At 61.2% G+C, this 17,282-nt stretch carries 21 protein-coding genes and 1 other annotated feature (1 of these 22 only partly in view); of the genes, 3 read left to right on the plus strand and 18 right to left on the minus strand.

What is annotated here, in order from left to right:
• Positions 1-111 (minus strand) — a binding site (T-box leader); it reaches 131 nt to the left of the window's first position.
• Positions 112-293: 182 nt separating this feature from the next.
• On the plus strand, positions 294-1,016 hold the full coding sequence (locus CIC07_RS16205) for a 3-ketoacyl-ACP reductase (protein WP_076354642.1): 723 nt from the start codon (positions 294-296) through the stop codon (positions 1,014-1,016).
• 66 nt (positions 1,017-1,082) lie between these two features.
• On the opposite strand, the gene CIC07_RS16210 is transcribed toward CIC07_RS16205, so the two are convergent.
• Both CIC07_RS16210 and CIC07_RS16215 read right to left on the minus strand, forming a co-directional pair.
• Positions 1,083-1,760, minus strand: coding sequence for a hypothetical protein (locus CIC07_RS16210; RefSeq protein WP_139334405.1), 678 nt, complete (start codon positions 1,758-1,760; stop codon positions 1,083-1,085).
• Positions 1,761-1,918: 158 nt separating this feature from the next.
• Positions 1,919-2,440: a GNAT family N-acetyltransferase gene (locus tag CIC07_RS16215; protein ID WP_076354638.1), complete on the minus strand. Its 522-nt coding sequence runs from the start codon at positions 2,438-2,440 to the stop codon at positions 1,919-1,921.
• A 137-nt stretch (positions 2,441-2,577) separates the two neighbouring features.
• On the opposite strand from CIC07_RS16215, the gene CIC07_RS16220 reads away from it, so the two are divergent.
• Complete coding sequence (locus tag CIC07_RS16220) at positions 2,578-3,117, plus strand: GNAT family N-acetyltransferase (protein WP_076354636.1); 540 nt, start codon at positions 2,578-2,580, stop codon at positions 3,115-3,117.
• Positions 3,118-3,122: 5 nt separating this feature from the next.
• Positions 3,123-3,569, plus strand: a complete 447-nt coding sequence (locus tag CIC07_RS16225; protein WP_234992881.1) for a GNAT family N-acetyltransferase — start codon at positions 3,123-3,125, stop codon at positions 3,567-3,569.
• 524 nt (positions 3,570-4,093) lie between these two features.
• Here the strand turns inward: CIC07_RS16225 and CIC07_RS16230 are convergent.
• The 16 genes from CIC07_RS16230 to CIC07_RS16305 all read right to left on the minus strand — a co-directional run bounded on the left by CIC07_RS16230 (position 4,094) and on the right by CIC07_RS16305 (position 17,172).
• Positions 4,094-4,825, minus strand: coding sequence for a tyrosine-protein phosphatase (locus tag CIC07_RS16230; protein WP_083687903.1), 732 nt, complete (start codon positions 4,823-4,825; stop codon positions 4,094-4,096).
• Positions 4,825-5,733 carry a carbohydrate ABC transporter permease gene (locus CIC07_RS16235; protein WP_083687902.1) on the minus strand — a complete coding sequence of 303 codons (909 nt, stop codon included), beginning with the start codon at positions 5,731-5,733 and terminating at the stop codon, positions 4,825-4,827. The genes CIC07_RS16230 and CIC07_RS16235 overlap by 1 nt, the downstream gene beginning before the upstream one ends.
• 19 nt (positions 5,734-5,752) lie before the next feature.
• Positions 5,753-6,727, minus strand: coding sequence for a carbohydrate ABC transporter permease (locus CIC07_RS16240; protein ID WP_076354634.1), 975 nt, complete (start codon positions 6,725-6,727; stop codon positions 5,753-5,755).
• A gap of 19 nt (positions 6,728-6,746) precedes the next feature.
• A complete protein-coding gene (locus tag CIC07_RS16245) occupies positions 6,747-8,084 on the minus strand; it encodes an ABC transporter substrate-binding protein (RefSeq protein ID WP_094248057.1) in 1,338 nt (445 codons plus the stop codon).
• Positions 8,081-8,887: a metallophosphoesterase family protein gene (locus CIC07_RS16250; protein WP_076354630.1), complete on the minus strand. Its 807-nt coding sequence runs from the start codon at positions 8,885-8,887 to the stop codon at positions 8,081-8,083. The genes CIC07_RS16245 and CIC07_RS16250 overlap by 4 nt, the downstream gene beginning before the upstream one ends.
• A complete protein-coding gene (locus CIC07_RS16255; RefSeq protein ID WP_076354628.1) occupies positions 8,884-9,903 on the minus strand; it encodes a metallophosphoesterase family protein in 1,020 nt (339 codons plus the stop codon). Before CIC07_RS16255 ends, CIC07_RS16250 begins: the two co-directional genes overlap by 4 nt.
• A 194-nt stretch (positions 9,904-10,097) precedes the next feature.
• Positions 10,098-10,745: a GntR family transcriptional regulator gene (locus CIC07_RS16260; protein WP_076354626.1), complete on the minus strand. Its 648-nt coding sequence runs from the start codon at positions 10,743-10,745 to the stop codon at positions 10,098-10,100.
• An 82-nt stretch (positions 10,746-10,827) separates the two neighbouring features.
• Complete coding sequence (locus CIC07_RS16265; protein ID WP_076354624.1) at positions 10,828-11,619, minus strand: class I SAM-dependent DNA methyltransferase; 792 nt, start codon at positions 11,617-11,619, stop codon at positions 10,828-10,830.
• Positions 11,620-11,740: 121 nt separating this feature from the next.
• The gene (locus CIC07_RS16270) at positions 11,741-12,703 is read right to left on the minus strand and encodes a CvfB family protein (protein ID WP_076354622.1); all 963 of its coding nucleotides are present in this window, start codon (positions 12,701-12,703) and stop codon (positions 11,741-11,743) included.
• Positions 12,700-13,047 carry a ribosome silencing factor gene (gene rsfS, locus CIC07_RS16275; protein WP_021879573.1) on the minus strand — a complete coding sequence of 116 codons (348 nt, stop codon included), beginning with the start codon at positions 13,045-13,047 and terminating at the stop codon, positions 12,700-12,702. The genes CIC07_RS16270 and rsfS overlap by 4 nt, the downstream gene beginning before the upstream one ends.
• An 11-nt stretch (positions 13,048-13,058) precedes the next feature.
• Positions 13,059-13,631 carry a bis(5'-nucleosyl)-tetraphosphatase (symmetrical) YqeK gene (gene yqeK / locus CIC07_RS16280; protein WP_076356850.1) on the minus strand — a complete coding sequence of 191 codons (573 nt, stop codon included), beginning with the start codon at positions 13,629-13,631 and terminating at the stop codon, positions 13,059-13,061.
• A complete protein-coding gene (gene nadD, locus CIC07_RS16285) occupies positions 13,624-14,244 on the minus strand; it encodes a nicotinate-nucleotide adenylyltransferase (protein ID WP_076354619.1) in 621 nt (206 codons plus the stop codon). The genes yqeK and nadD overlap by 8 nt, the downstream gene beginning before the upstream one ends.
• Positions 14,245-14,297: 53 nt before the next feature.
• On the minus strand, positions 14,298-14,591 hold the full coding sequence (gene yhbY, locus CIC07_RS16290; RefSeq protein ID WP_021879575.1) for a ribosome assembly RNA-binding protein YhbY: 294 nt from the start codon (positions 14,589-14,591) through the stop codon (positions 14,298-14,300).
• Between the two features lie 16 nt (positions 14,592-14,607).
• Entirely contained in the window at positions 14,608-15,504 is an 897-nt protein-coding gene (gene aroE, locus CIC07_RS16295; protein ID WP_234992880.1) for a shikimate dehydrogenase, read from the minus strand.
• A gap of 22 nt (positions 15,505-15,526) precedes the next feature.
• Complete coding sequence (yqeH, locus tag CIC07_RS16300) at positions 15,527-16,648, minus strand: ribosome biogenesis GTPase YqeH (protein WP_076354617.1); 1,122 nt, start codon at positions 16,646-16,648, stop codon at positions 15,527-15,529.
• Positions 16,645-17,172, minus strand: a complete 528-nt coding sequence (locus tag CIC07_RS16305) for a YqeG family HAD IIIA-type phosphatase (protein WP_021879578.1) — start codon at positions 17,170-17,172, stop codon at positions 16,645-16,647. The genes yqeH and CIC07_RS16305 overlap by 4 nt, the downstream gene beginning before the upstream one ends.
• Positions 17,173-17,282 lie beyond the last annotated feature (110 nt).

A 17,282-nucleotide genomic window follows, 5' to 3' on the forward strand; every position in this document is an offset into this window, starting at 1 on the left:
CTTGCGGCTCCGAGGCGAGATTCGGCACGCTGCGGGTCCGGCTTGCACCAACTGATGCCGGCTCTCTAAATCCACGCGATGCGGCTTACTGCTCCTCTTCAACGCCAATATGGCTAATTTAAGTCCGATTATAGTGGATTGCAGGCCGGGAGTCAAGAAGCCGTCGACGGCTGTCGAACCCTGCGGCGCGTCATGTCGCTCGCTCACGGCTTCTTCATTTGTTCCTCCAACCAGCCTTCCTATATAATAGAAATGCTGTGCAAGCCCAATCCACACAGACAGGAGAGATTCCATTGGAATTGAAAAATAAGACAGCCCTCATCACCGGCGCCGGCAAAGGCATCGGCCGTGCGGCCGCGATCGCTCTCGCCAAGGAAGGCGTCCATCTGGGCCTGATATCCCGCACCGAGTCCGAACTGGCATCGCTGGCAAGGGAGCTGACCTCCCAATACGGCATCAGCGTCCACTACGCCGTCGCCGACATCTCCGACGCCGCCGAGGCGGCCGATGCCGCCAAGGGCCTCGCCAAGGAGCTGGGCAGCGTCGACGTCCTGATCAACAACGCCGGAGTCGCCACCTTCGGCACGGTGGCCGAGATGGATCCGGCCGAATGGGAGCGGATCGTCCGCATCAATCTGTTCGGCACCTATTACGTCACCCATGCCGTGCTTCCTTCCATGCTGGAGCGCAAAAGCGGCGCCATTCTCAACATCGCCTCCACTGCGGGCGAGCGCGGCTTCGCGACCGGCTCCGCCTACAACGCCTCCAAGTTCGCCGTCATGGGCTTCACCGAGGCGCTCATGCAGGAGGTCCGCAAGTCGAACATCCGCGTCACGGCGCTGACTCCGAGCACGGTCAACACCCCGCTGTCCGTCAGCGGCGGACTCGTCTCCCCGGACAAGGACAACAGCGGCATGATGCAGCCCGAGGACGTCGCGGAGCTGATCGTCGCCGCGCTCAAGCTCCCGGACCGCGTCTTCATCAAGACCGCAGGCATTTGGACGACCAATCCTTGATTTCATGAGACAAGCCGGCATTCCCTGGGAATGCCGGCTTTTTGGACGTTTCGGAGGCTGCTGGCTTCACGAAGGCAGCAGGGGAAGCTTCCGAATCCGAAGCCTCCGGTTCTCATCCGCAAACCATGGCTCCAAATTTCCATATTCCCCGATTTCCGCGTCTGCCGTTTCGATCCAAATCCGGTCCGTCCCGTCCCATCCATAGTCCATGACCGGCCATGAAGGGGATGCAACAAGCTCCTTTTGGTCGTTCTCGTCTCCGTAAGGAAGCAGCGTCATCGTTCGATAATCGACGGGAAGGATCCTATGGCGCACGACGCGATTTCCCTCGGGATAGGCAAGGCGAAGCAGGATGCGGCCTTTGGCGGCGCGGCTGTCCACGTAGAGCCCTCTCGGCAGCTCGATGCTTGACGTCCCGGCGTCTCCAATGCGGACGAGCAGCAGGGAGCAGGATTTATTGCCGCAGCCGTATTTCACCACTCCCAGCCGGCCGGTCCCTCCCGTCTCGATTTCGGAGAAGGCCGTTCGTTCAAGCTCCTCTTCCGCGGCGCCTTCGTCCTCCAGATAAGCCCGCAGCTGCGGCAGCTCATCCAATGGAAGCTCGATTTCGTTTCCTTGATCGGAGGTGATGACCGCCGCCGCCTTGTCCGGCACGCTGTCGGCTTGGCGGCCGCAAGCGCTCCAGCTCACCATGAGCAGGAGAGCAAATCCCAGCAAAAGGAAAGAGCCTGTTCTCCTCGTCATCCGATCTTTAAGCTCCGCTTTGTCCTACGCATTGTCATCCGCTTCGTCCTGCGAAATGTCATCCGCTTGATCCACCGCCTTCTTCGTCCTCTATCCGTGCTCCTTGTCCAACAGCATGCCGCGAAACAAGTCTCCATGCGCACCGTGCCGGACGAATGCTAGCCGCCGATCCAGAATCTCCGAACGACATTCCCGTTCTCCTCGGCATGCGGAGCATCCTCCACTCCACCGTTGTTCAGGATTGTCTTCGCCGAAGCCTCGTTGGAGCGGTCGCAGACGACCAGCACCCTGGGAATGCCGAGCTCGGATGTCTTCTCCAGCGCCAGCCTCAGCAGCTCCGTCGCATAGCCCTTGCGCCTCTCGGAAGGCCGGATGCCATAGCCGATATGCCCGCCGCTCGTCAGCAGAAACGGCGTCAGCCCATGACGGATGTTGACAGCTCCGAGCACGCGCCCGCTCTCATCGACGAGCCAGAACGTCGAATCCGGCACCCAGCCTTCCGGAAGTCCGATGCCGGCGCTGTTTTTCCCGAGCCAATCCACCATCGCGGGGAAATCCGCCGGATCCTTCCCGATGACCCAGGGAACCATGTCTTCGCCGCTGTCGATCCATTCCTCGTAAAAAGCCTTATATTCCTCTTCCAGCCGCAAATCCGGAGCCGCCAGCCTCACATCCGCCATAGCCATCCCTCTCTCCCCGTCGACCACATGCGGCCAGCTCCCCAATTAAAGGGATTTCCCGGACCGGCATTGAATGATTTCTATTGCGGGAAAGTATACCATGCCGCCTTGAACGGCGAAAAGGGGGAGCTTCTATAATGCTCATAGGAAAATCGGTTATGCTGCGGCCGGTCGTTGAAGACGATTGGGAGCTTCGCTACAAATGGCTCGTCGATCCGGAGGTATCCGCCACTCTTTCTTCAGGGGCCGGAATGCCGCTTACTCCTGCCGAGGTCAAGGAACGGACAGCAAAATATGCCAAAAGAAATGCTGACAGCGCCTATTTTACGGTCATGGAGCTGGAAAGCAGCGAAAACATCGGCAGCGCCCAGCTGTTCGGAATCAATCATTGGGCGCGCAGCGCGGAACTCGGGCTATGGATTGGAGAGAAGTCAAGCCGCGGCAAAGGGTACGGAACCGATATCGTCCACACGCTGCTGGGATTCGCCTTTCACCGTCTTAACCTTCACAAAATCATGCTCACCGTGGACGAGGATAATCCCGGGGCCATGCGCTGCTACGAGAAATGCGGTTTTCGCCGGGACGGCATCCTGAGGGATGAGGTGTACAAAAACGGCCGTTACTGCAATCGGCTGCTCATGAGCATTCTCGATCAGGAATTCGACGAAAGGAGTTGAAGACCATGGAGGCGGGCAGGCATATGAACCGCAACTCTATCGTCCTCTTGGAGCGCCAGCCTTCCGTAGAAGAGTTCATCTCCCTGTGGCAAGCGGTCGGCTGGGGACATGCGGATTCTGGAATGATCCAAAATTCCATTGCCCAATCTCGTTATGCAGTCGTAGCCGAACTGGACGGCAAGGCCGTCGGAATGGGCCGGATCGTCGGCGACGGCGTCATGTACTTCTATATTCAGGATGTCGCCGTCCATCCGGACCATCAAGGCCAGGGAATCGGCAAAATGATCATGGACATTCTGCTTGGATATGTACGGCAGAGCAAGATGGACAGCGGCATTGCGTTTGCCGGCTTGTTCGCTGCGGAAGGCAAGGAGACATTCTATGAAAAGTTCGGCCTAAGGAACCATGCTCCCGGCATGACGGGAATGTTCACTGTGTTTGAAGCCAAATAGAGGTTCATGATGGCTATTCCCGACGCTGATCCGGCCCAGAGCCGAGACTCTCCGAGAGGAAGGATCTCTGCAGGCTTTTACTAGTTGAAGCCTGAATTTACTGCCACGTAGGTTACATCCGTCTATCTTGTTCCATTGATATATAATATAATGCAGTAAATGGTAAATGGAGGTGATGAACTTGAAGAAGATGTTTCTCATGCTTGGCTTGACCGCATTGCTTGCCCTTCCATTCGCTTCTCTAGCTTCCGCTGCGGCAGCTCCTCAATACTGCTATACCTCCCCTATTACATGTTTGGAGAAACCTTATTAAGGTAACCGGGCTGCCAAAAGGGCTGCTGCTTTCTCGACGCATATCGAGAGGGCAGCAGCCCTTTTGGATACCTTTTTTCCCGTTACCCGCCTTTTTTGCGGAATCCGCACATAAGCAGATCCCCGGCCTCTCACCCCATGGGTGAAAATGCCCAACGATTCGGCTAGAGACTGTCTGTGGCCTCGCTTCGGATCGAATCTGCGGTTCGAGCTTAAACGCCGCTAAGCTTGTTCCTCAGCGAGGCCAGCTCGGCTTCCGTCACGCCGATAGAGCGGAGATAGGGCTCCGCGCCTCCATAACGGCTGTGCAGATGAGCCAGCATGGTCTCCATATTGGACGGGTCGCTGCCGAGAAACATCTCGTACAGGTCGGCCGGCACAGCCTCCGGACGGTCTGCGCGAAGTTCGTTCATGACCGGCGCCAGGTTCAGGCCCGTCTCCGCATAATCCGCAACGATAGCGCGGTCCTCCACGCCCGCGAGCTGCAGCAGCAGCGCAGCCACGACGCCGGTGCGGTCCTTGCCGGCGGCGCAGTGGAACAGCACGGCATCCGGCTCGATTGCGATCAGGCCGAATACTTCCCGCAGCTGTTCCCCCGCGCCGTCAAGCATCGAGACATACAGATCTCCCAGGGTGCGCGGCGATGCGGTCTCCGGCAGCGCCGGGTTCAGCAGGCTGATGTTCCGGTAGCGCAGCTCGGCGGATTGCGCGAACACATTCGGCTTGGCCGCCAGCTCATGGTCGGAGCGCAGGTCGATGACCAGCTTCACGCCCCGTCCGAGCAGCTCTCCCCGGTCGGCTTCGCTCAGCTTGTGCAAGCCGTCGGCGCGGAACAGGCGGCCGCGCATGACGCTGCCTCCGTCCGCCGACGCATAACCTCCGATATCGCGCACATTGCAGGCTCCGTCAAGCTCGATTTTGCGTACATAAGATTCCATCACCATTATTTAAGTCCGCCCTTCACAAAAGAATCGATGATGCTCCGCTGAAGCAGCAAATAAATGACCAGTACCGGCAGGCTCGCGATCGTCGTGCCTGCCATCAGCGCTCCCCACATGTTGCCGTCGGAGGAGATGAACATCTGGAGGCCTTTTTGGATCGTGGAATGCTCCATCTTGGTCGTCACGAGCAGCGGCCAGAAATAGTCGTTCCACGACGTAATGAACAGCAGGATCGCGATCGAGGCGATCGGCGCCTTCAGATTCGGCAGGATCGTCTTCCAGAGGATGGCCCAGTCGCCGCAGCCGTCCAGCCTGGCGGCTTCGATCAAGGCAGCCGGATAGGAGCGGAACGCTCCGTACAGCTGCATGACGGCGAATGCCGACGCCGCGTTCGGCACGATTAGACCCATCAGCGAGTCGCGCCAGCCGAAGCCGCTGACCGCCACATAGTTCGGAATCATGATGACCTGGAAGGGAACGAGCCAGGTGAGCGCTATGAGTCCGTAGATCAGGCCGCTGCCGCGGAACCGCCAGCGTACGAACGCATAGGCCGCGAGGATGCTGGTGGCGACCTGCGCCGCCGTCTGGGCGGCCGCGGTCACGAGGGAATTGGACAGCATGCGCGCCATCGGAATCGAGCTCCAGGCCGTTTTGTAGTTGTCCAGCGTCGGATGAGAGGGAAACCACGCCGCGCTGTACACCTCCGCCTCCGGCTTGAGCGAGGTGACGATCATCCAGTACAGCGGAAAAATGGCCAGGAACGAGACGGCAATGAGCAGCACATGCTTGCCGCCCTGCGCCGCCAAAGCCGGAGCGCCCGCCCGCTTGCGGCGGGGCGTCTCGGCTTCGGTCTGCAGCCCCCCGGGCACGGAGGCGAGAGCCGGCTTCCGCGGGGTTGGTATTCGGGACATGCGGGCAACGCCTCCTTGATCAGTTGTCGTAAAAGCTCAGCTTGCGCGAAAGGCGCATGAACGCTGCGGCGAGAACGCCGAAGCCGAGGAAAAACACGACTGCGGCAGCCGAGCTGGCGCCGATGTTGAACGTTTCGAAGCCGTTCTGCCATAGCAGATAGTACACATTCGTCGTGGAATTGAACGGTCCGCCCTGGGTGAGCACATTGATATAGGCGAAGCTCCATTCCGAAGCGAACAGCAGGCTCATCATCGACAGGAACAAAAGGGTCGGCGACAGCAGCGGCAGCAGCACATGCACGATGATCTGCAGCCGGTTCGCCCGGTCGATCTGGGCCGCCTCGATATATTCCTTGTTGATGCCGGCAAGGGCCGCCGAGATGATGAGCGTGCTGAAGCCGATCAGCTTCCAGCCGGTAATGAACGTGATCGTCCAGATCGCCCAGCGCTCGTCCGTGAAGAAGCGGATCGGCTCCTCCAGCCCGAACAGCGGCTGCAGCTCGCGGTTCGCCACTCCGTTGACCGGGTGCATGATCCAGCGCCAGACCGAGGAGACGGCGACTGGAGCCATGATCATCGGCACGAAGATCAGCGCGCGGTACACATTGCCCCATCGGCGCGAGATGTTGTCGGTGCCGATGGCGATCAGCAGCGGCAGCAGCAGCGAGAAGGGGAGCACGCCGAGCGTATAGACAACGGTATTGCTGAGCGCTGCGCCCATTTCGGGCAGCGTCAGCAGCCGCCGGAAGTTGTCCAGGCCGACATACGTCTTCGGCGACGTCGGCAGCAGATTCCATTGGTAGACGCTGAGGCCGAACGTCTCGATCAGCGGCTTGTAGATCCAGAAGCCGATCGACAGCAGCGCCGGCAGCAGGTAGAGGTAAGGCTTGAGCTTGCCGAAGCGGCGCAGCGGCAGCAAGGCGGCGGAGCCGCTTCGCTCCGTCCGCCTCCGGAAGCCCGCGCGCTTGCGCCCTTCCGCCAGATTGAAAGACATGATGGCAGCGCCTCTTTTCTTATTGGATCAGCGCCTGGGCGCGTTTGGCCGCATCCTGCAGGATGGCTGCCGGATCTTCCTTGCCGAGGATCGACTTGGACACGGCGTCCTGTAGCAGCGTTTCGACCTGCTTCCAGTTCGAGCCCGGATAGGATACCCACGGACGCAGCGTCTCGAGCTGCTCCAGATTCGGCTTGACGAGCGGATTCTCCTCGACCCAGCCCTTCAGATACTCCGGATCGTCGACAATGGACGGACGCAGCGGCAGGTAGCCGATCTCCGACGTGATGATCGTGTAGCCGCGCTTGCTCGTGACGAACTTGAGGAACTGCCACGCCGCCTGCTGCTTGGCCTTGTCGTCGCTCAGGACGAACAGCGCGCTGCCGGAGTTCACCGGCGTCGTCGGCTTCCCGTCGAAGGCCGGCATCTTGGCCGTGCGCAGCTCCCAGCCCCCGGCCTTGGCGCTGGCGAGGAACGAGCTCTGCAGCGCGCTCGTGAACAGCAGCATGCCGGTCTTGCCCTGGCTGAACGCCTCCATCGCCTCGCCCTGGTTCATTTTGTTGCTGGCTCCGCTTTGAATCATGTCCTGCCACATCCGAATGGCGCCGACGGCTTCCGGCTCGCCGAAGGTGATCGTCTTGCGGTCATCCGACAGCACCGAGCCCCCGTTGCTTCCGATGACGGCCTGGATGATCCAGTCGCCGCCCGAAGCTCCGTTGATGATGGCGCCCGCCTCGCCGGTCTTCTCCTTGATCGCCAGCCCCGCCTGCTTGACCTCTTCCCATGTTTTCGGCGGCTGGTCGGGATCGAGGCCTGCCTTGCGGAACAGATCGGCGTTGTAGAACAGCACGGGCGTGCTGAACGTGAACGGCAGTCCGTATGTCTTGCCGTTCAGCTGGCCGAGCTTCAGCCCGTTCGGGGAGAAGTCCTTGAAATTTTCCGCCATCTCGTCGGCGGGAACGAAGTCCTCGAGCGGCTTGGCATTGAAGTTGTTCACGGCAAAATCCAGGCCGTCGAACGTCAGCTGGGCGACGTCGGGCGCGGTTCCGGCTACGATGTCGGCCTGCACCTTGGCGTTGATGTCGGTCGAGGCGACCGGCACCGCGTCGATCTTGATAGTCGGATGAGCCGCCTCGAATTCGGAAATGAGCTTCTTCGTGCCTTCGACCTGGCTGGCGATCGCCAGATTGTAGCTGTAGAACTTCAGCGTGACCGGCTTCTCCTGCGTTCCGCTCTGCGAGGCGGAACCGCTGCCCTCTCCGGATGCCGTATCCGCCGTGCCGCCGTTGCCGCATGCCGCGGCGGTCAGCAGAGCTGAGGCAGCCAGCGCCGCCGCTCCCATTCGAATCGTCTTCATGCGTGGACCCGCTCCTCTTCGTATTCGAATAGAATCTTCTGCTCGCCAGGCATCGCGATCGGATGCGAGATCAGCCGTCCGTCTTTAACCAGAACCAGATTGTAGCCGCTGCTGTCGATGAACCTCATCGTGCCCCGGCTGCTGGGATCGATGCCGAAGGATGAGCCGGTACCGGCAAAGCAAGGCACTCCGGCAAAAAGGCCGACACTGTTGAAATGGATATGACCGGCCAGCAGTCCGATCACATCGCTGCCCTCGATGGCTGCCTGCAGCCGCTCGGGCTCCAGCAGCAGATGCCGGTCCATCTGCTCCGAAGGAGTCGCTACGACCGGATGATGCAGCGCGATGACCGTGCCGAGCGGTGCCGGCTCGGCAAGCTGCGCGCGCAGCCACCCCAGCTGCTCCTCATCGACCGCTCCGTCATGCGAGCCGGGCAGCTGCGTGTTCAAGACGATCAGGCGCAGCCCTTGCTCGTTCACCGCATAATAATAAGCCTGCTCGCTCGGCGCCTCTCCCAGGTAGCCTTCACGGAAACCCGGCCGCGAGTCATGGTTGCCGAGCGCGACATGCACGGGCACGCCCAGCTTGTCCCCTTCCTCCTGCAGCAGCACCCGCAGGAAGCGATAGTCATCGGCATCGCCGTCATGAGTCAGATCGCCGGTGATGACAACGAAGGACGGCTTTTGCGCTTGCTGCCCCAGCTTGGCGAACACCTCCCTCAGCTTGGCTGCGGCATCCATTCCGAAGAGGGGATTGTGGCCGGGCTTGTTGACATGCGTGTCTGTAATATGGGCAAAGATCATTTTGGCTGCGCCTCCTTTTCCTCATGCACATGCGGCTTCGGGTCGTATCCTTCGATCCGGTTCATCCCGGACAGCTCCAGCACACGGTACGATGGACGGCCGTCCTTGACCGTCGCCCACAGCACGAGATGCTCGCTCTGTGGTCCCGAGCCGTGGCCATGGCCTCCTGTGCGGCCCAGCTGGATCCACTCCTGCTCGCCGCTGCTCGTATATTCCATCGTGTGCAGATGGCCCGCGAACACGGTGAAGCGGCGTTCCTTCAACAGCTCCATCAAGCGGTCGAAAGCCGGCGACTCCGCCTTCCAGCCCGGCTTATGCATCGTCACGAATGTCCACTCCGCATCGGCATTGTCGGCCAGCACGCGCTCGGCGAAGCGCAGCTGCCGCTCTCCGATCGCAAGCTCCACCTGCGACAGCTTCACCAGGTCGGAGGGGTCCATCGTCTCCATGATCCCCTGGAAAAAGGCCTGCATATGCTCGTCGGCATGCTCCGGGTCGCGGTGGAACTTGTCCGTCGCCTCCTTGATGACATCGATGATGACATCCGGCATCTCCATCGGCGGGTCCTCCGTGTTCAGCATGAGGAACAGCAGGCCTCCGATCCGGAAGGCATAATAGCTGCTGCCCTTGCGTTCCTCCCATACCCGGCGCATCAGCTCGCTGCCGCAATCATGATTGCCGACGACAGGAAACACGGGACGCTGCAGCCCCTCCAGCAGGCTGTCTAGCTCGTCCCACTCGGCATGGGCGTTGTCCTCCTCGCGCCAGTAGCCCTCGATCAAATCTCCGACCGCCAGGACAAAGTCCGGATTCAGCGTACGCACCGTCTCCAGCGCATCCTCGAACACCCCCGGCGTCATCATGCCGCAGCGGTCGCCGAGCACGGCGAACGACAGCTCCCTGCTGGCATGCAGCTGCGCGTCGAGCTGCCCGAACCACGGCTTTTTGAGCGCTCCGGCTTGAGCGGGCCCATCGTGGCTTTCATCCGTCCAGATCGGAATCATCGGCTTGTCCATTTCCCCACACTCCCTTTGTCTTCGCTCTTGCAAGAACAAGTATGCAGGTTGTATGTAAGTGCAGCGTCAACGGGATCTTAAGGTATCGTGAAGGCATGTCCGGCAACCTCGGGGTCATTGAAGACAAAAAAATCGTTCCGACGACATCCTGCGATGGCAGGAGTCTTCGGAACGACGGGAGAATGGATGCCTTCTCAGATCATGCCCGAGTAGGCGAGCTGGCGAGTCGTTCGGTCGTAGTTGTCCATGATGGCTGCCTTGGCCTCCTCGATCTTGCCGGCGGTCAGCGCCTCGTACACCTTTTCATTGGTCAGTCCGCTCCAGTTCGGCTTCGGCGTCGGATGCTGCTTGCGGAAGGTCACCATCCGGCAGATGAACTTGCCTCTGCACAGATCCAGCACCTGCATCATGAATGCGTTGCCGCTCGACCGGAGCATGATGCCGATGAAGTCGAGAGCGGATTCGTAATATCCGGCGTAATCGTCCGCTTCCCTGGCCGCAAGCTGCTGATCCAGGCAGCTCTTCAGAGCCGGCAGGTCGAACTCCCGCTCGCCCTTGTCCGCCAAATCGAGCACGAACGTCTGCATGGAGACGAGCACCTCGTAGATCTCGCAGAATTTGCGGAACGAAATTTCCTTGACCAGAACGCCTCGGCCCTTGAAGCTCTCCACGAAGCCGTCCCGCTCCAGCAGCGAGATCGCCGCGCGTACCGGCGTCCGGCTCATGCCGAAGGCCGCTGCGATCTCGTTTTCGGACAGCATGACGCCTGGCATATAATCTCCATAAACGATGCGGCTCCGCAGCATCTCGTAAGCCGTCTTCTCCAAGCTTTCCGGTGGCATCTCTTTACGTTTCCTTTTCGTTAAGATTGGATTGTAGGATAACAAAAGAAGAAGGTTTTGCAAAGTAAAGAAATGATGAAGCTCATCCCGCGCTTGCCGGACTTTTCACCGCGGCGAAGAACAGCCGCTCCGAATCCGGTCCCGGCTCCCTCAGCCTGAAGTCTCCATAACGGTCCACCCGGCCGAAGCCGGCGGCCTTCAGAGCCCGGACGATCCAGTCCGGATCGTAGGCGCGCTGCAGATGGGTTTCCTCGAAGCGGATGAACCTTCCGTCGCGGTCGCCGGTGTCCTTGGCGAAGATCGTCAGATGATGGCGGATCTCGATGCGGTCTTCCTCCAGCTCGGACGTCCAGATGTAGCCGACATCCCGCTCGTCGAGGAAGAAAGGCTGCTCCTCCGCGTACCTCCGAAGCGTAGACGGCGCATGGACGTCGAACAGGAAGACGCCGCCGTCCTTCAGCCCCCGGAATGTCGCCCTGAAGGCCGCTTCGATATCTTCTTCCTCCGTCAGGTAATTCAGGCAGTCGCAGAAGCTGATCGCGGCGTCCACCGGAGCCGGCAGCTCCCAGTCCCTCATATCCTGCTGCAGCCAGCGGACGGAGCCGGCATTGGAACGGATCGCCTGCTGGGGCGTCTCTTCCCATTTGCTGCGGGCGATGGACAGCATGTCCGCGGACAGGTCGATTCCATAGACGCGGAAGCCTGACTTGGCGAGCGGAATCGACAGGCTGCCGGTGCCGCAGCCGAGGTCGGCGATGCTTTCCGGCACGCCGTATCGCTCCCAGCACTCTCTCATGAACCGGATCCAGTCCGGATAAGGCATATCTTCCATGAGCCGGTCGTAGACGCCGGCGAATTGGCGGTAAGCCCTCATGGCAAAACCTCCTAAGCAAACACATTTGCAACGGCAGCCGCAGCCGGGGCATTCCGTCGCATCGGCCTTGTCGGGACAGCTCCGCAATCTCCCGGCCGGAGCGTCCGTCTTCAGGCGGAGACTACTCGCCTCCGCCGTTCTCCTCCGACGGCGCCCCTGCATCCGCCTTGGCGTCTGCCGGAGCGCCGCCCTCGGCTTCCGTGATCAGCTTCGTCCAGTTGCCTTCCTGGCGGACGAGACCTTCGCGCATCAGCTTGCCGACAGCCCGCTTGAACGCACCCTTGCTGATGCCGAACTTGTTCTTGATGATCTCCGGGGGAGTCTCGTCGGAGTAAGGCATCGCCTGTCCGGGGCGCTCCTTGATGAACGCGAGGATGCGGTCCGCGTCCTCCAGGCGTCCGACCTGCTTGAGCTGGCCCATCGACAGGTTGGCGCGGCCGTCCTCGCGGACGAAGGTGACACGGGCGCGGACGCGCTGGCCAAGGCGCAGCGGCTCCGGACGCTCGGATGCCGGAATCATGCCGTAAGCTCCGAAGCCGATGACGTCGCCGTCCAGGACGACGAAGGACCCCATCTGCAGCGTGCGGCTGACCCAGCCTTCCTTCCATTCGTTGCGCCATGTCGACGGAACCGGGAACACATGCCCCGCCAGATCGTCCTCGCGCGCGAGCTTGCCCAGCAGGCGGCCGCTCTTGTCATGCGACAGCGTGACGTAGACTTCATCGCCCGGCAGCGGACGGAGGTCGGCGAGCTCCGGCAGCTCCGAGAGCGGCAGCAGCAGCTGGCGTCCGAGGCCGATCTCGAGGAAGCAGCCGAGACGCGGGTGGATGTCCGCGACAGCGAGCCGCTTCAGCTCGCCGAGCTGGATCAGCGGCTTTTTCATCGTGGCGGACAGACGGTCGTCCGTATCGTGGAACAGGAACACTTCCAGCTCCTGACCTTCCTTCGGCTTATGTCCGTTCGTCTCGCTGTAGTGCAGCAGGACTTCCGTATCCTCATCGTCACCGAGGCTTAGAAAAAAGCCGAAGGGCGACACTTCGCGCGCCACCCTCAGCTTCAATGTCTGTCCGGCATAAGGAGTCATGCGAACTCCACGACCTTGGCGTCGGACCACAGTCTCTCCAGGCTGTAATAATCGCGTTCGTCGCGATGGAACACATGCACGACGACGTCTCCGAGGTCGATCAGCACCCAGCGTGCGGTATCCATGCCTTCAAGGCCGCGCATCGTCACGCCGCCCTCCTGGGCGCGCTTGCGGATCTCCGTGGCGATCGCTTGCACTTGCGTATCGGAATTGCCGTGGCAGATGACGAAATAATCCGCGACGAGGGAAATATCCTTGAGGTTGAGCGCGACGACGTTGCCCGCTTTTTTATCTTCGGCCGCCTCGACGGCGGCCTGCAGCAGTTGTTCGGAATTCAGGGCCATTCAGTTGCCTCCTAATGTCTATTCGTTATAGTCGTGATCAGGTCGTTCCGTGCTGCCAGCGTCAGGGGATAAATGACTTTTCCCTTCTCCAGCAAAAATCGTATCGTCGAATCGAAACCGGCTCCAAGCGCGGCATCGAGGTCGGTCTCGGCCAGCTCCCGGATGCCTTCCACGCCGGGGAAGTCCCGTCCCGGCTCCATGTAATCCGCGAGGCAGACCACTTTGTCCAGCAGCGTCATGCCGGCCCTGCCGGACGTATGGTAACGGACGGCGTCGAGCACCTCGATATCCGCGACGCCGTAGTCCCGGCGGGATATCCACGCCCCTGCGGGCGCATGCCACAGCTCCTTGTCGTAAGACAGGATGCCGAGGTCGGCGCCCTCTTCCCGGATCGCCTCTTCCATCCGGTCCACCGGCCAGTATTTGGCCAGATCGTGAAGGATGGCGGCCAGCTCCGCCTTGTCCGGATCGGCTCCGAACCGTCCGGCGAGCACGATGGCCGTCGAGATGACGCCCTGCACATGCTGCCAGCGGCGCTCAGGCATGCCGGAGCGAATCGATTCGATCATCTGATGCTTATCCATCATGACGGTACAGTCCCTTCTCCAGAAGGTAATCAAGCGCCGGCTCCGGCACGAGGTACCGGACCGACAAGCCCGCTCCGAGCCGGGCCCGGATCGCCGTCGAGGAGATCGCCAGACGAGGCATGCAAGCCAGCAGCAGGCGCTCCCTCAGCTTGTCCGGCAGTCTGCCGGCCGCGGCGGTCGCGGACATGGCCGGATCGCCGTCGTCGGACGGACGGTCGACGCCGATGAAGCGGATCCTCTCCGCAAGCTCGCCGATCCGATGCCATTTCGGCAGATCCCCGATCCGGTCCGTTCCGATGATGAGATGGAATTCCGTCTCCGGCATCTCTTCCTGCAGCTGCAGGACGGTATCGAACGTGTAGCTGACTCCGCCGCGCTTCAGCTCGACATCCAGCGCCCGGAAGCCGGGATGGGCTTGCACCGCGAGCCGGACCATGCTCAAGCGGTCTTCCGGAGAAGCCCCTGGAGCGCGGTCCTTGAGAGGCGGCCCGGCATTCGGGATGAACAGCATCTCGTCCAGCCCGCAAGCCTCCATCGCCCTCTCCGCCGCGATCAGATGCCCGATATGAATGGGATCGAACGTGCCTCCCATGATGCCTGCCTTGCGCATTCGATCCCCTCCTCCCCATGCCCGGCTTGCTTCGGTAGCGCGGAAGCGCCAGCCTAGCGGGGAAGCACGATCGTCTTGTAGTCCTTGGACTCCTTGTACAGCACGATCGTCTTGCCGATCACCTGCACGAGCTCCGAGCCGGAGCCTTGCGCCAGCTGGGCGCCGACTTCGCGCGCATCCTCGTCGCAGTTGTTGAGGAGATTGACCTTGAGCAGCTCGCGCTTCTCGATCGCTTCCTCGACATGCTTCACCAGCTGCTCGTTGAAGCCGCCTTTGCCGATTTGGAAGATCGGGGTCAGATGATGCGCCATCGCGCGCAGATGACGTTTTTGTTTGCCTGTCAACATAAAATCACATACCTCTCTATGGTGCGGACTTCTCCTGCATCGCCTGCAGGACGGCTTCCCTCATCGCTCCGGTCGGAGCCGGTATGCCGGTCCAGTATTCAAAGGCGTAAGCGCCTTGGTAGATAAACATGCCGAGTCCGCCATGCGTGCGGTGGCCGAGGCTGCGGGCTTGGGCCAGCCAAGCGGTCTCAAGCGGATTGTAGATCAGGTCGCTTGCGACCGCGTCCGGCCGCAGCAGAGATACGTCGACAGGGCATGCGTCCACATTAGGATGCATCCCGATCGAGGTCGTATTCACGACGAGATCGGCTGAACGGAGAACCTCCTCCGCCTCGCTGCCGGTCTGCGGAAGCGCCCGCGCCCGTCCATGCGGGGCAAAGGCATCCGCCAGCTCCCTGGCGCGCTCCTCCGTCCGGTTCAGCACCGCGACCTCGGCAGGTCCTTCCTTCAGCAGCGCGTACAGCACGCCGCGGGCGGCCCCGCCGGCTCCGATGACCGCGATTCGCTTGCCTCGCAGCTCGGGCATGGCCTCCTCCTTCAGGGAACGGACATACCCGATTCCGTCCGTGTTGTAGCCGGTCAGGACGCCGCCATCATTCACGACGGTGTTCACGGCTCCGATCAGGCGGGCTCCTTCGTCGACATGATCCAGATGGCTCATGACGTCCAGCTTGTGCGGAATGGTCACGTTGACGCCGCGGATGCCCATCGCCCTGACTCCGGCCCAAAAATCGCCCAGCCGGTCAGCCGCAACATGGAAGGCGGCATAAGCGCCGTTCACTCCGGTCTCGCGGAAGGCGCGGTTCATCATGACCGGCGATTTGGAATGCCGGATCGGGTCGCCGATGACGCCGTACAGGGTCGTGTGGCTGTCGATCTCCATTCCGGACATCCCATGCGTCTTTGCCATCATGCCGTCAGCTCTCCCGTCTCTGTCAGATTAAAGCCTCGCGGACGAGAACCTTGACTCCCTTGGGCGCATAAACTTCGATCTGCGCGCCGCTGGTGCCGTTGACGCGGATCCAGCCCAGGCCCGATACGAACACGTCGGACTCGCTTCCTTTTGGAATGCGCAGGGAATGGCGCGTCCATGCCGGCATCGTCTCGAGCTCTTCCCGCGAGGGCGGGGCGAGCAGCTCGCCCTTGTGCTGGGCGTAGAGATCGTCGGCGCGCTCCATCTTCGTCCGGTGAACCTTCATCGCATTGGCCGTGTACAGCGTGAAGCTGAGGTTGGCTCCGGCCGCATAATCGAACCGGATCAGGCTTCCGAAGAACAGCGTCTGGCCGGCATCGAGCTGATACACGAGCGGCTTGATCGGCTTGTCCGGCAGCAAGGCTCCCAGAACGCCGCGCGGCACGAGCTCCGTCAAGCGCGAGCGGTACACGATGCCCGGCGTGTCGACGATGGCTTTGCCGTCGTCAAGCGGGATGCGGATCTCGTCGAGCGTCGTTCCCGGGAACCTCGATACGGTCAATTCCCGGTCCAGATCGCTGTAGTCGGAGATGAGCCTGTTGATGAGCGTCGACTTGCCGACGTTGGTGGCGCCGACGACGTAGACGTCGCGGCGGCCGCGCAGCTCCTCGACCGCCTCCACGACCCGCTCGAAGCCCATGCCTTTCTTGGCGCTGCACAGGACGATATCGACCGTGCGCAGTCCTTGCGCCTTGGCCTGCCGCTGAACCCAGTTGCGGATGCGGTTGTAGTTCGTCCCCTTCGGAAGCAGGTCGATCTTGTTGACGACGAGCAGCACGGGATTGTTGCCCACGAAGCGCTGCAAGCCGGAGATCAGGCTTCCTTCGAAGTCGAACAGGTCGACGATATGGACGACGAGGCTGTCGGTGGACGCGATGCCGCCGAGCAGCCTCAGGAATTCGTCATGGTCCATGGACACCGATACGGCGTCGTTGTAGTTGCGGATGCGGAAACACCGCTGGCAAATGACGGCTTCGCCGCCCTTTGCCGATGCCGGGACGTAGCCCGGCTTGTCCTTGCTGTCGGACTGAAGCGCGGCTCCGCAGCCTGCGCATCCTTGCTTGTCCAGTTGTTTTTCGCTCACTTGCTTGTTTCCTCCTCCTGCCACAGGCCCTTGCGGCGCAGCCGGGAGAGGGCAATCCGTTCCAGCAGCCGGTTGATCCGGGTGCCGAAGCCTTCATCCGCCGGCGAGATGGGAGCTACGAGTATCGTATACAGCCCCATCCGCTTGCCTCCCAATACATCGGTCATCATCTGGTCGCCGACGACCACCGTCTGTTCCGCCTCCAGGCCAAGCACCGCCAGCGCCTTGCGGAACGCTTGGGTGGACGGCTTGCGGGCCGCATGGATGAACGGAATCGCCAGCGGTTCGGCGAATCGGGATACCCGGGTCTCGTGGTTGTTGGATACGACCACGACTTGGAAGCCGAGTTCCCTGACCCTGTCGAGCCAGGCGATCAGTTCCGGGGTCGCCAGTGCGATCCGGGCGCCGACGAGCGTGTTGTCGAGATCGGTGATGATGCCTCGAACACCCTTCTCCTTCAGCAGATCAAGATCGATTTCATATATAGATTTCACGCGCATGTGCGGCACCAGCCGTTCAAACATCGCTTAGTCTCCCTTGCTTAGAGCCTGCTATCTTACGAAACTATACCATATTACAGGATAACGGCGCAAAAAGGAACCGCCCTGTCAACAGGAGCGGTTCCTTTCCCGAA

Origin of the sequence: Paenibacillus sp. RUD330, from assembly GCF_002243345.2 — a bacterium.
GTDB lineage: Bacteria > Bacillota > Bacilli > Paenibacillales > Paenibacillaceae > Paenibacillus_O.